Annotated in this window: 13 protein-coding genes; 11 read left to right on the top strand and 2 right to left on the bottom strand. The window is 69.0% G+C overall.

Annotated elements, in window-relative coordinates:
- Positions 1-25: 25 nt before the first annotated feature.
- On the top strand, positions 26-2,350 hold the full coding sequence (locus tag ABAZ39_RS33720) for a PAS domain S-box protein (protein ID WP_063922631.1): 2,325 nt from the start codon (positions 26-28) through the stop codon (positions 2,348-2,350).
- An 11-nt stretch (positions 2,351-2,361) separates the two neighbouring features.
- Here the strand turns inward: ABAZ39_RS33720 and pyk are convergent, their stop codons facing one another.
- Positions 2,362-3,804, bottom strand: coding sequence for a pyruvate kinase (pyk, locus tag ABAZ39_RS08535; RefSeq protein WP_038528502.1), 1,443 nt, complete (start codon positions 3,802-3,804; stop codon positions 2,362-2,364).
- A 334-nt stretch (positions 3,805-4,138) separates the two neighbouring features.
- Between pyk and rpsM the strand changes: the two genes are divergently transcribed.
- From rpsM to ABAZ39_RS08510, 5 genes are all read left to right on the top strand, one after another.
- Positions 4,139-4,507, top strand: coding sequence for a 30S ribosomal protein S13 (rpsM, locus tag ABAZ39_RS08530; protein WP_014240054.1), 369 nt, complete (start codon positions 4,139-4,141; stop codon positions 4,505-4,507).
- Between the two features lie 15 nt (positions 4,508-4,522).
- On the top strand, positions 4,523-4,921 hold the full coding sequence (gene rpsK / locus ABAZ39_RS08525; protein ID WP_012974490.1) for a 30S ribosomal protein S11: 399 nt from the start codon (positions 4,523-4,525) through the stop codon (positions 4,919-4,921).
- 131 nt (positions 4,922-5,052) lie between these two features.
- Positions 5,053-6,072: a DNA-directed RNA polymerase subunit alpha gene (locus ABAZ39_RS08520; RefSeq protein ID WP_014240055.1), complete on the top strand. Its 1,020-nt coding sequence runs from the start codon at positions 5,053-5,055 to the stop codon at positions 6,070-6,072.
- A gap of 216 nt (positions 6,073-6,288) precedes the next feature.
- Positions 6,289-6,711, top strand: a complete 423-nt coding sequence (gene rplQ, locus ABAZ39_RS08515) for a 50S ribosomal protein L17 (RefSeq protein WP_014240056.1) — start codon at positions 6,289-6,291, stop codon at positions 6,709-6,711.
- Between the two features lie 162 nt (positions 6,712-6,873).
- A complete protein-coding gene (locus ABAZ39_RS08510) occupies positions 6,874-7,452 on the top strand; it encodes a YqaA family protein (RefSeq protein ID WP_014240057.1) in 579 nt (192 codons plus the stop codon).
- Positions 7,453-7,500: 48 nt separating this feature from the next.
- Here ABAZ39_RS08510 and ABAZ39_RS08505 read toward each other — a convergent pair whose 3' ends face one another.
- Positions 7,501-7,764: a hypothetical protein gene (locus tag ABAZ39_RS08505; protein ID WP_038528496.1), complete on the bottom strand. Its 264-nt coding sequence runs from the start codon at positions 7,762-7,764 to the stop codon at positions 7,501-7,503.
- A 125-nt stretch (positions 7,765-7,889) separates the two neighbouring features.
- On the opposite strand from ABAZ39_RS08505, the gene ABAZ39_RS08500 reads away from it, so the two are divergent.
- From ABAZ39_RS08500 to ABAZ39_RS08480, 5 genes are all read left to right on the top strand, one after another.
- Complete coding sequence (locus tag ABAZ39_RS08500) at positions 7,890-8,294, top strand: hypothetical protein (RefSeq protein ID WP_144243479.1); 405 nt, start codon at positions 7,890-7,892, stop codon at positions 8,292-8,294.
- Positions 8,295-8,322: 28 nt separating this feature from the next.
- On the top strand, positions 8,323-9,660 hold the full coding sequence (locus ABAZ39_RS08495) for a replication-associated recombination protein A (RefSeq protein ID WP_038528491.1): 1,338 nt from the start codon (positions 8,323-8,325) through the stop codon (positions 9,658-9,660).
- Positions 9,661-9,869: 209 nt separating this feature from the next.
- The gene (locus tag ABAZ39_RS08490; protein ID WP_038528488.1) at positions 9,870-10,781 is read left to right on the top strand and encodes a hypothetical protein; all 912 of its coding nucleotides are present in this window, start codon (positions 9,870-9,872) and stop codon (positions 10,779-10,781) included.
- 67 nt (positions 10,782-10,848) lie between these two features.
- Complete coding sequence (gene crcB, locus ABAZ39_RS08485) at positions 10,849-11,250, top strand: fluoride efflux transporter CrcB (RefSeq protein ID WP_038528485.1); 402 nt, start codon at positions 10,849-10,851, stop codon at positions 11,248-11,250.
- The gene (locus ABAZ39_RS08480; protein ID WP_038528483.1) at positions 11,250-12,269 is read left to right on the top strand and encodes an RluA family pseudouridine synthase; all 1,020 of its coding nucleotides are present in this window, start codon (positions 11,250-11,252) and stop codon (positions 12,267-12,269) included. The genes crcB and ABAZ39_RS08480 overlap by 1 nt, the downstream gene beginning before the upstream one ends.
- Positions 12,270-12,276 lie beyond the last annotated feature (7 nt).

The raw sequence follows: 12,276 nt of genomic DNA, 5'->3' as shown, positions 1-12,276 counted from the left end.
GGGGAATGAAGGGGAGTGTTCGCGGATGGCCGCTGCCGGCCTTGCCCGCTTCGATGCCGACGGGCGCCTGATCTGGGCCAACGCCGTGTTCCGGGCGTCGCTGGGCGGTCGTCCGGGGGATCGCCTCGACGCCCTTCTGGCGTCGCTTCCGTTGCGTGAGGACGCTGCCGCGGCGGCGGAGCGGTTGCGCGCCGGGGAGACGGTGGCGCTTGCGGTTCCGCCGGGTGAAGGACGCAGACTCCTGATTCCGGCGGAGGGCGAGAGCGGCGACTTGGTGCTGACCCTTGCCGGTGATGGCGGCGCCCTGCAGGAGGACACCGGCTTCTTCGGCCTGGAGGACCTTCTGGGCGACCGGGCCGGCGAGGCGGAGCGGGCGATCATGCAGGCCATTGCCGTTCCCCTGGTGGTGACCCGGCTGTCCGACGGCTTGGTGATGGCGGTCAACCAGCCCGCCGGCCGGCTGTTCGGGGTGCCGCCCGACGACGTGGTCGGGCGCAGCTTCGCCAAGGCCTACTACACCGAACCGGCGGAGCGGGAACGGCTCCTCGCCGCCCTGTGCGACGGGGCGGGCGGCGTGGATGGGTTCGAAACCCGGCTGTGCCGGCCCGACGGCAGCGATCTCTGGGCGATGGTCTCCGCCCGGCGGTTCCGGTTCCGGGGCGAGGACGCCATGCTCGCCTGCATCAGCGACATCTCCGCCCGCAAGCGCACCGAACAGGCGCTCGAAGCCCAGTGGGACCAGAGCCGGGCGGTCCTGAACGGGCTGGGCCAGGGGGTGATGGCCTTCGATCGGGGGCTTCGGCTGGTCGCCTGGAACTTGCGGGCCGCGGAGCTTCTGGGGGTGGAGCCGGAATTCCTGCGCTACCACATGCCCTACGCCGCCATCGCCGGGCGGGTCGGGGAGGGGCTGGCCTTCGGGCCGGCGAGTGCTTGCCCCGCCACCCTGTCCGCTGGCGGGCCGTCCGCGGCCCTCGAGGTGCCGCTTCCCGCCCGCCCCGCCCCGGACGAGCGGTCCTGGGAGTGCACCCGTTCCGACGGTCATGTGCTGGAATGCCTGATCCGGCCTCTGCCCGACGGCGGATTCGTCGTCACCTACACCGACGTGACCGAGCGGCGGAACGCTGAGCGGGAGATCATCGCCAGCCGGGAGCTGTTCGAACTGGCGATCCAGGCGGCGCGCGAGGGGATCTGGCAATGGGACGTGCGCACGGGGGAGTTGTGGCTGTCGCCCTACTGGTGGGGAATGCTCGGCTACGGCGAGGATGAGATGGTCAACACCGCCGCCCGCTGGGCCGAGCTGATCCTGCCCGAGGATCGCGAGTTGTCGGCCCGGATGGCCCGCGACCTGATCAACGGCGCGATGGGCGAATGCCAGTTCATCCTGCGCTTCCGCCACAAGCGCGGCACCGTGGTTCATATGCTGAGCCGCGCCATCCGCGTTCTTGGTCCGGACGGCGAGCTGTTCCGCATCGTCGGTTCGCACACCGACGTGTCGGACCGCGTCCATGCGGAGGAGCGCGCCCACGCCGCGCGGGATGAGGCCGAACGCGCGCTCCATGACCTGAAGGAGGCGCAGGCCCATCTGATCCAGTCCGAGAAGATGGCCGCGCTGGGGTCCCTGGTGGCGGGGGTGGCGCATGAGATCAACACCCCCATCGGCATCGCCCTGACCGGCGCCTCGCTGATGGCGGAACGGACCCGGGTCATCCGGCGCGATTTCGAGGCGGGAACGCTGCGCCGGCCCGACTTCGCCGACTTCCTCGACATGGCCGGGGAGGCGGCACAGCTGATGCTGCTGAACATCGACCGTGCCGCCCAGCTCATCCAGAGCTTCAAGCAGATCGCCGTCGATCAGGCGAGCGAGGAACGCCGCGTGTTCGACCTGCGCGACTACATCGACGAGGTGCTGCGCAGCCTGGGCGTCCGCATCAAGCGGGCGGCCCACGGCGTGGAGGTGGATTGCCCGGCGGATCTGCTGATCGACGGCTATCCCGGCGCGCTCAGCCAGGTGCTGACCAACCTCGTGATGAACTCGATCATCCATGGCTACGCCCCGGGCCAGCACGGGACGCTGCGCGTTGCCGCGCGCGCGGTGGGGGGCGACGAGGTGGAGCTGGTCTATGCCGACGACGGGCGCGGCATCCCGTCCGAACTCCATGGCAAGGTGTTCGAGCCCTTCTTCACCACCAGCCGTGGAACGGGCGGCAGCGGGCTGGGGCTGAACATCGTCTACAACATCGCCACCCGCCGGCTGAGGGGCCGCATCGCGCTCGACAGCGCGCCGGGCCGCGGCGCGGCTTTCACCCTGCGCTTTCCCCGGGTCGCGCCGGCGGAGCGTGCGCCGGCCTGACGGCTTTCCTCTTACTGCGCATCCACCCAGGCGATGCGCAGGATGTTGGTGTTGCCGGGGGTGCCGAAGGGCACGCCGGCGGTGATGACCAGCCGCTGGCCCTCCACCGCCAGCCCGTCCTCATAGGCGCAGCGGGCGGCCTTCTGGACCATCTCGTTGAAGTCGGCGACGTCGGCGGAGTGCACGCTGTGCACCCCGTAGGCGAGCTGGAGCCGCCGCGCCGTCTCCAGGCTGGACGTCAGGCACATGATCGGCACCTCCGGCCGCTCGCGGGCGGCGCGCAACGTGGTGGAGCCGCTGGTGGTGTAGGTGACGATGGCCGCGGCCTGGATGGTGTGGGCGACCTGCCGCGCCGCCGCGGTGACGGCGTCGGTGGAGGTCTGCTGCGGGTCGGGATGCTGGGCGTCGGTTATGGTGCGGTAGAGCGGGTCCTGCTCGACCCGGCGGGCGATGCGGTCCATCATCGACACCGCCTCGATGGGGTAGGTGCCCGCCGCGGTCTCGGCCGACAGCATCACCGCGTCCGCGCCGTCATAGACCGCAGTCGCCACGTCCGACGCCTCCGCGCGGGTCGGAGCCGGGGCGCCGATCATCGACTCGAGCATCTGGGTGGCGACGATCACCGGCTTTCCGGCCCTGCGCGACTCGCGGATGATCCGCTTCTGGATGCTCGGCACGTCCTCCGCCGGCATCTCGACGCCGAGATCGCCGCGGGCCACCATCACGCCGTCCGACAGTTCGACGATGCGCTCCAGATGCTGGATGGCCTGCGGCTTCTCCATCTTCGACAGCAGGGCGGCACGCCCGGCGACCAGCTTGCGCGCCTCGGCCACGTCCTCCGGCCGCTGCACGAAGGACAGGGCCACCCAGTCCACTCCCTGGTCGAGCGCGAAGGCCAGATCCTCGTGATCCTTCGGGGTCAGCGGCGTCAGCGGCAGGACGACGCCCGGAACGTTCACGCCCTTGCGGTCGGACAGGCGGCTGCCGGACAGCACGACGCAGTCGGCGTGGTCGGGGCTGCAGTCGACGACGCGCAGGCGGACCTTGCCGTCGTCCACCAGCAGTTCCGCCTCCGGCTCAAGCGCGGCGAAGATTTCCGGGTGGGGCAGGCCGACGCGGGTCGCGTCGCCCGGCTCGGTGGAGAGGTCGAGGCGGATGCGGTGCCCCGGTTCGACGGTGATGGGGCCATCGACGAAGGTGCCCAGCCGCAGCTTCGGCCCTTGAAGGTCGGCCATCACCGCGATGGGGTGGTCCAATTCCGCCTCCAGCGCGCGCAGCGTGGCGAGGCGCTGGCCGTGATCCTCGTGCGTGCCGTGGCTGAAGTTCAGGCGGAAGACGTCCACGCCCGCCTCGAACAGCGCGCGGATCATCTCCGGCGTCGCGGTGGCCGGCCCAAGCGTGGCGACGATCTTGGTCAGGCGGAAGCGCCGGAAGGGGATGCCTTTGCGGGTCATGGGACTGCCTTCTGATATGTGCCGTTCGGATTGTTCCGTTCGGGGCGGGCCGTTCATCTCAAGTTCTGCCGTCCGGCTTGTCAACCGCGGTCCGCCTCCCCACAATGGTCGGGCACCGGGAAAAGCACGGTAACGCCGCAGAACGGCCTTGACAGATTTCCGGCTTTTTCTATAGTCGCACCCTCCCGCGGCCCAACCGGCCCGGCGGGAGACATTGTGCGTCCCGTATCCGTGTTTTGCCTCCGGGCCTTCGGGCCCCGGCGTCCGGATCGGGGATCAATCGGTGTGTAGGCGGCCCATGAGGGCTGCCGTTGAGATATCGAGGAGAGCAGGCGTGGCGCGTATCGCTGGCGTCAACATCCCCGCGCAGAAGCGCGTGGAGATTGCGTTGACCTACATTCATGGCATCGGCCCCTTCAAGGCCAAGGAAATCTGCACGAAGCTGGAGATCCCGGCGGAGCGCCGTGTGAACCAGCTCACGGACGACGAGATCCTCAAGATCCGCGAGACCATCGACGCCGACTACCGCGTCGAGGGCGACCTGCGCCGTTCGGTCGCCATGAACATCAAGCGTCTGATGGACATGGCCTGCTACCGTGGCCTGCGTCACCGCAAGGGCCTGCCGGTCCGCGGCCAGCGCACCCACACGAACGCCCGCACCCGCAAGGGTCCGGCCAAGCCGATCGCCGGCAAGAAGAAGTAAGAGGACGCACGGACCATGGCCAAGCCCTCAGCCGCTTCGCAGCGTCTTCGTCGTCGCGAGCGCAAGAACATCACCGCCGGCGTCGCTCACGTGAACGCCTCCTTCAACAACACGATGATCACCATCACCGACGCGCAGGGCAACACCATTGCATGGTCGTCGTCGGGCACGATGGGCTTCAAGGGTTCGCGCAAGTCGACCCCCTACGCCGCCCAGGTCGCCGCCGAGGACGCGGGCCGCAAGGCCCAGGAGCACGGCATGAAGACCCTCGAGGTCGAGGTGAAGGGTCCGGGTTCGGGGCGTGAGTCGGCGCTGCGCGCTCTGCAGTCGATCGGCTTCCAGATCACCTCGATCCGCGACGTCACGCCGATCCCGCACAACGGCGTCCGTCCGCCGAAGAAGCGTCGCGTCTAAGAAGCATCGCTACTCCGCACCCGCGGGGACCCGCCGTTCCGGGACAGGCGCCGCAGCCATCGCGGCGCCATCGGATGGGAACGGCCGGTCCCCGCGGACGTGTGTCCACCCCGATGGCATGAGGTAATACCGTGGCTCTTCAGAAGAACTGGCAGGAACTGATCAAGCCGAACAAGCTGGACATCCAGCCCGGTGACGACGCCGACCGCACGGCGACCGTCGTGGCCGAGCCGCTGGAGCGTGGCTTCGGTCTGACGCTCGGCAACGCGCTGCGCCGCGTGCTGCTCTCCTCGCTGCAGGGTGCGGCCGTCACGGCGATCCACATCGACGGCGTGCTGCACGAGTTCTCGTCGATCCCCGGCGTGCGCGAGGACGTGACCGACATCGTCCTCAACATCAAGTCGATGGGTCTGCGCATGGGTGGTGACGGCCCGAAGCGCATGCGCCTGCGCGCCGAAGGCCCCGGCGAGGTGAAGGCCGGCATGATCGAGACCGGCGCGGACATCCAGGTGATGGACCCGGACCTCGTGATCTGCACGCTGGACAACGGCGCCCGCCTGAACATGGAACTGACGGTCGAGACCGGCAAGGGCTACGTCCCGGCCAGCCAGAACCGTCCGGAAGACGCTCCGATCGGCCTGATCCCGGTCGACGCGCTGTTCTCGCCGGTCCGCAAGATCTCCTATAAGGTCGACAACGCCCGCGTCGGGCAGGTCACCGACTATGACCGCCTGTCGATGGTCGTCGAGACCAACGGCGCCGTGAAGCCGGACGACGCGGTGGCGCTCGCCGCCCGCATCCTCCAGGACCAGCTGCAGCTGTTCATCAACTTCGAGGAGCCGACCCACGCGGTCGCCGAGGAGAAGCACGAGGAGGTTCCGTTCAACAAGAACCTGCTCCGCAAGGTGGACGAGCTGGAACTGTCGGTCCGTTCGGCCAACTGCCTCAAGAACGACAACATCGTCTACATCGGCGATCTGGTGCAGAAGACGGAAGCGGAGATGCTCCGCACGCCGAACTTCGGCCGCAAGTCGCTGAACGAGATCAAGGAAGTGCTGGCCCAGATGGGTCTGCACCTCGGTATGGAAATCCCGAACTGGCCGCCCGAGAACATCGAAGAGCTGGCCAAGCGTCTGGAAGAGCCGTACTAAGTCTCGCACACCTTATTGCCCCCTCCCTGACCCTCCCCCGCTTCGCAGGGGAGGGGATGATCTCCCTCCCTTGCCGAAGGCGGGGGAGGGCCGGGGAGGGGGCAAGTGTTCCCAGGGCCACCAACCGGCCCGCCCCGCGCCGTACCAGCCGAAAACTGGGCGGTCGGGTTCACCACCGGCTCCCCGAGGGGGGCCACGCCATGAAGGAGGACCGTCATGCGTCACGGCGTTTCCGGACGTAAGTTCAGCAAGACCACCAGCCACCGCAAGGCCATGTTCTCGAACATGGCGAACGCCCTGATCAAGCACGAGCAGATCAAGACGACCCTGCCGAAGGCCAAGGATCTGCGCCCGATCGTCGAGCGTCTGATCACCCTCGGCAAGAAGGGTGGCCTCGCCAACCGCCGTCTCGCCTTCGCGCAGCTGCGCGACGACGCGATGGTGACCAAGCTGTTCACCGTCCTGGCCGACCGCTACAAGGACCGCCAGGGTGGCTACAGCCGCGTTCTGAAGGCCGGCTTCCGCTACGGCGATGCCGCCGCCATGGGCGTGATCGAACTGGTCGACCGCGATGTCGCCGCCAAGGGCCAGGACTCGGGCCCGGTGGAGATCAAGGAAGAGGTCGAGGCCGAGGGCTGAGCCCCCCGGTTGAGCGATCGTGAAATCTTGTCGCCGCCGTTGCCCACCGGGCCGCGGACGACGATATAGGTGACCGACCGGCCCTCCCTTCGGGTTCATCCCCGGAGGGAGGGTTTCCGGTTTTCGGGTTCCGTCACTTCGGGAGGGCGCCGCGCGCGCGGTATGCTGAAACCTCTCTATAACCGGATTCTCAAGCTCTCCGCCCGCAAGGACGCCGTCTGGTGGATGTCCGCCGTCTCCTTCGCGGAAAGCTCCTTCTTCCCTCTGCCGCCCGACGTCATGCTGGTGCCGATGTGTCTGGCGGAGCCCAAGAAGCTCTGGCGCTACACCAACATCTGCGCACTGGCCTCGCTGATCGGCGGGCTGTTCGGCTACGCGGTCGGGTTCTATCTGTTCGAGAGCATCGGACGGCTGATCATCGACCTCTACAACGCACAAGAGTCGTTCCAGCGCTTTCAGGACATGTTCGCCGAATTCGGCCCCTGGTTCCTGATTCTCAAGGGCATCACGCCCATACCCTACAAATTGCTGACGATCACCGCGGGATTCGCGCACCTCGACCTGACGGTGTTCATCCTGTGCTCGATCGTCGCACGATTCTCGCGATTCTACATGATCGCGATCCTGCTGCATTTCTATGGGCCGCAGGTGCGCGACATCATCGAAAAGCGGCTGATGCTGGTGACGACCGTTCTGCTGGTCATCATCATCGGCGGATTGCTCAGCTTCAAATTCGTGTGAGCCGCGCGGGGCTCGGCCCCGCGCGTCACCCTCATTTTCCGGCCAACATCAATCGGGCATCCCGCGGTCCTGGCGGTTGCGCTCCGACGGGGGCAGGGCGTTGCGCTCGCGGCGGTCGCGCATGACCATCACCCCGATGGCCAGTGCCATGCCGATGCCGGCCAGCAGGGGCAGCACGACCTCGCCGGCGCTGACGGTGGGCATGGAGAGCATGCGCACGATGAGCAGCAGCAAGCCGCCGATCAGCAGCGCCACGAAGACGGTGGTCGATGTCCGGCGGCGCGGCGACGGGCCGGGATTGTTGGGACTCATTTGAGGCATTCCCTTATCGCTTGCGTTCCCGGCATAGTGGGCGCCGAGCCCGCGGCATGGTCCAATGCGGGGGACCATCCGCCAACGTCCGGGGTCACGCAAGAACAATGGGAGTCAAAGCCGAGATGTTCCGTCCGAAACTCATTCTGGGGCCGGTGCTGGCCCTCGCCCTGGTTGCGCTCGCCGCCTGCGCGGACGCGCCGGGGCGTTCGTCCGGCGCCGCCGTGGGCGGTGCTCCGGCGGCCTCCACCACGGCCCCTACGACGGCTCCCGCCGGGGCGCCGGCATCCTCGCGCCCGGCCCGCGGGGTCGAAGACCCGTCGCTCCGCCTGGACGGCGGCGTCGGCAGCGACGATTCCTGCCGCGCCCAGTGCGAGCGCAGCAACAACTCCTGCATGGACTCGGTGGCCGCGCGCGCGCAGAGCGGGCTCGACCGTCCGGACCGCGGCGGCATCTTCTCGCCGACCGACAACTGCCAGCATTCGCTGCGCATGTGCTACCAGCGCTGCGGCGCGCCCACCAACCAGTGACCGGTCCGGTGCGATCGGTGGATCGGCGATGAGCAAACGCGGCGACTCCGGAGCCACCGGCGGCCTGTTCGAGGCGGGCGCCCCCCGCCCGCTGGCCGACCGGCTGCGCCCGCGCAGCCTGGGCGAGGTGGTCGGGCAGGAGCATCTGCTGAAGCCCGACGGCCCGCTGGGCCGCATGGTCGCCGCGCGCCGGCTGGCCTCCATGATCCTGTGGGGGCCGCCCGGCTGCGGCAAGACAACCATCGCGCGGCTGCTGGCCCTGTCCACCGACCTGCATTTCGAGCCGCTGTCGGCGGTCTTCTCCGGCGTGGCCGACCTGCGCAAGGTCTTCGACGCCGCGCGGGCGCGGCGCGCGGCCGGGCAGGGCACGCTGCTGTTCATTGACGAGATCCACCGCTTCAACCGCTCCCAGCAGGACGGCTTCCTGCCCTATGTGGAGGACGGCACGGTCACGCTGGTCGGCGCCACCACCGAGAATCCGTCCTTCGAGCTGAACGCGGCGCTTCTGTCCCGCGCTCAGGTCTTCGTGCTGAACCGGCTGGACGACGCAGCGCTGGAAAAGCTGCTGTCGCGGGCCGAAGCGGAGATGGGCCGCCCGCTGCCGCTGACGCCAGACGCGCGGTCCGCACTGAAGGCGATGGCCGACGGCGACGGGCGCTTCTGCCTGAATCTCTGCGAGGAGCTGTTCGCCCTGCCGGTGCCGGAGGACGGGGCGCTTCTCGACAACAACGCGCTCGCCACCGCCATCCAGCGCCGCGCCCCGCTCTACGACAAGGCGCAGGAGGGGCACTACAACCTTATCAGCGCGCTGCACAAGTCGCTGCGCGGGTCGGACACCGACGCGGCGCTCTACTGGTACGCCCGCATGCTGGAAGGTGGCGAGGACCCGCGCTACATCGCCCGGCGGCTGACCCGCTTCGCGGTGGAGGACATCGGCATGGCCGACCCCAACGCGCTGGCCCAGGCCACCGCCGCCTGGGAGGCCTACGAGCGGCTGGGCAGCCCGGAGGGGGAACTCGCCATCGCCCAGCTGGTGATCTATCTGGGGACGGCGCCGAAGTCGAACGCCGGCTACACCGCCTACAAGAGCGCGGTGCGCGCCGCCAAGGAAACCGGCAGCCTGATGCCGCCCAAGCACATCCTGAACGCCCCGACCAAGCTGATGAAGCAGATCGGCTACGGCAAGGGCTACGAGTACGACCACGACACGGCGGACGGCTTCTCCGGCCAGAACTACTTCCCGGAGGGCATGGCGCGGCGCGCCTTCTACCAGCCGGTGGAGCGCGGATTCGAGCGCGAGATCAAGAAGCGCCAGGACTATTGGGCGCGCCTGCGCGAGCGCAAGGCGGCCGAGGGCGAGGAGTAGGATCGTTTCACGGCTTCGGGTAGGCGACCCCGAGAATCCAGATCGGGGCGTGCGGCGGGCCAGCGTGTTCGAACCCATAAGTCATGGTCGTGCTGGTGAAGGAGCGCGCGTCACTGCAGCGCCCGATGTCGTCGTTGTCCCCGCACACTTCGTGTTGTTTCACGGATGCTCGGTGTCAGGATTCGTGAAATGGGAGGAGGCGCGTGGGCATGATGGTGGGTGACTCAGTTCCGGCATTCTCACGCTTCATCGCCATCGATTGGTCGGGCGCCGCCGGCAAGCGCTACGCGGGCGTTGCCGTTGCCGAATGCGGAGCCGAGGGGCCGCCGCGGATCGTCGCGCCCACGGAGCGGCAATGGTCGCGCACCGCCGTGTTCGACTGGCTGCTCGACGGGCTGGAGCGCGGGCCGGCGCTGGTAGGAATCGACTGCGCCTTCTCGCTGCCCTTCGACGTGGCTCAGCGCTATTTCCCCGACCCCGACGCGGCGACGGTGTTCGACCTGTGGGACCGGGTGGAGGCGGTGGCCGGGGCGGAGCCGGACTTCGCCGGAGGCGGCTTCGCGGCGCACCCGGACTACGGCGCCGATTTCTGGCGCGCCGGGATGCAGCCGGACTGGTACCGCGACCCGCACCGGCTGACCGAGCGGGTGTGCCGCGCCGACGGCTACGGCAGCCCGCAGAGCCCCTACAAGCTGATCGGCGCCAAGCAGGTGGGGAAGGGCGGGCTGGCCGGGATGCGCATGCTGCGCGCGCTGAAGCAGGCGGCCCCGGACCGGGTGGCGGTGTGGCCCTTCGATCCGCCGGGGCCGGGCCGCACCGTCTTCTGCGAGATCTACCCGCGCCTGTTCCTCATCCGCGCCGGCTTCGGGCTGCGCAAGATCCGCGACGGGGCGGCGGTCGACGCCGCGCTGGCCGTCCTCGGCGCGCCGCCCGCCGGCCTGTCCGGGGCAGTGACCGACCATGACGCGGACGCGCTGGTCTCCGCGGCGGGGCTGCGTTGGCTGGCCGGACGGCAGGCGGTGTGGAGTCCGCCGGCCATGGACGCGCGGGCGCGGCGGCAGGAGGGCTGGATCTTCGGCGTGGGCGACCGGAATGCGGGGCTTCCTGCGCCCGGCGCGTGACAAGCCGCCGCAATTCTGGCTCTAATCCGCGCGGGATGCCCGTCGTCCCGTCCGTTCCGGAGGCTTCGTGATCGCATCACCGTCCACGCTCGCCGCGGTCGCCGTCGGCGGTGCCGTCGGCTCCATGGCGCGCTATCTGCTGATGACGGCGGTCGGCCAATGGCTGGGCACGCAGTTTCCCTACGGGACGCTGATCGTGAACGCCGTGGGCTGCTTCACCATGGGCGCGCTGGCAGAGCTGGCCGCGCTGGTGTGGTCGCCCTCGCCGGAGCTGCGCGCGTTGCTGATGGTCGGGGTGCTGGGGGGATTCACGACCTTCTCCTCCTTCACGCTCGACGTCGGTCTGCTGGTGGAGCGGAACGCCCTGCCGGCGGCGGCGGGTTACATCCTCGCCTCGATGGTGCTGACCATCGCGGGTTTCTTTGCCGGCCTCGCGGTCGTGCGTTCTCTTGTTTCGGTGCCCGTTTGATGAGTGAGAACAAAGCCCCCAGCGTTGAAACCCGGACCGTGACGTCCGACGAGGCCGATGTGCGCCTCGACCGCTGGTTCAAGCGCCATTTCCCCGACGTGGGGCACGGCTATCTTCAGAAGCTGCTGCGCACCGGCCAGATCCGCGTGGACGGCAAGCGGGCGGAGACCTCGACCCGGCTCGCCGCCGGCCAGTCCATCCGCATCCCGCCGCTGGCCGACTGGGCCAAGCCGGAGGGCGCCGCCCCGGCCCCCGCGCCGAAGAAGCCGGCCATGTCGGACAAGGACATCGCGGCGCTCCAGGCGCTGGTTCTCTTCAAGGACGGCGACGTCATCGCGCTGAACAAGCCGGCCGGGCTCGCCGTTCAGGGCGGCACCAACACCACCAAGCATCTCGACGCCATGCTGGACGCCCTGCGCTTCGACGCGAAGGAGCGGCCCAAGCTGGTCCACCGGCTGGACAAGGACACCTCGGGCGTTCTGCTGCTGGCGCGCAACACCTTCGCGGCGTCCAAGCTGACCGAGCAGTTCCGCGGCCGCGACGTGCGCAAGATCTACTGGGCCGCCACGGTCGGCGTGCCGAAGCCCTACCAGGGCAAGATCGACCTCGCGCTGGCCAAGGAAGGCGGGCCGCAGGGCGAGCGGGTGGCCGGCGACGAGGACGACGGCAAACGCGCCGTCACCTATTACACGGTGCTGGAAAACCTGGGCAAGCAGGCGGCCTTCGTGGCCATGTGGCCGCGCACGGGCCGCACCCACCAGCTCCGCGTCCACATGAACGCCATCGGCACGCCGATCCTGGGCGACGGCAAGTATGCCGGGCAGGGGGCCTATCTGCCGGGCGCCGAGGTCCAGAAGAAGCTGCATCTGCACGCCCGCCGCCTGATCCTGCCGCACCCGCGCGGCGGCAACCGGATGATCGACGTGACGGCGCCGCTGCCCGACCACATGCTGACCACTTGGAAGTATCTGGGCTTCAGCGCCAGCCTGAAGGGCGATCCGTTCGAGGGGGTCGAATAGAGGCGGG

Origin of the sequence: Azospirillum argentinense, from assembly GCF_000632475.1 — a bacterium.
GTDB lineage: Bacteria > Pseudomonadota > Alphaproteobacteria > Azospirillales > Azospirillaceae > Azospirillum > Azospirillum baldaniorum.
The sequence above is the reverse complement of the archived record's forward strand: the minus strand, read 5'-3'. Positions and strand labels throughout refer to the sequence as shown.

Bases quoted from the DNA above. Each gene is read 5' to 3' on its own strand.
- ABAZ39_RS08495 (WP_038528491.1), top strand. From the start codon at position 8,323: ATGAGCAAACGCGGCGACTCCGGAGCCACCGGCGGCCTGTTCGAGGCG.
- ABAZ39_RS08500 (WP_144243479.1), top strand. From the start codon at position 7,890: ATGTTCCGTCCGAAACTCATTCTGGGGCCGGTGCTGGCCCTCGCCCTG.
- pyk (WP_038528502.1), bottom strand. From the start codon at position 3,804: ATGACCCGCAAAGGCATCCCCTTCCGGCGCTTCCGCCTGACCAAGATC.
- ABAZ39_RS08480 (WP_038528483.1), top strand. From the start codon at position 11,250: ATGAGTGAGAACAAAGCCCCCAGCGTTGAAACCCGGACCGTGACGTCC.
- rplQ (WP_014240056.1), top strand. From the start codon at position 6,289: ATGCGTCACGGCGTTTCCGGACGTAAGTTCAGCAAGACCACCAGCCAC.
- rpsK (WP_012974490.1), top strand. From the start codon at position 4,523: ATGGCCAAGCCCTCAGCCGCTTCGCAGCGTCTTCGTCGTCGCGAGCGC.
- ABAZ39_RS08490 (WP_038528488.1), top strand. From the start codon at position 9,870: ATGATGGTGGGTGACTCAGTTCCGGCATTCTCACGCTTCATCGCCATC.
- ABAZ39_RS08510 (WP_014240057.1), top strand. From the start codon at position 6,874: ATGCTGAAACCTCTCTATAACCGGATTCTCAAGCTCTCCGCCCGCAAG.
- ABAZ39_RS08505 (WP_038528496.1), bottom strand. From the start codon at position 7,764: ATGAGTCCCAACAATCCCGGCCCGTCGCCGCGCCGCCGGACATCGACC.
- ABAZ39_RS33720 (WP_063922631.1), top strand. From the start codon at position 26: ATGGCCGCTGCCGGCCTTGCCCGCTTCGATGCCGACGGGCGCCTGATC.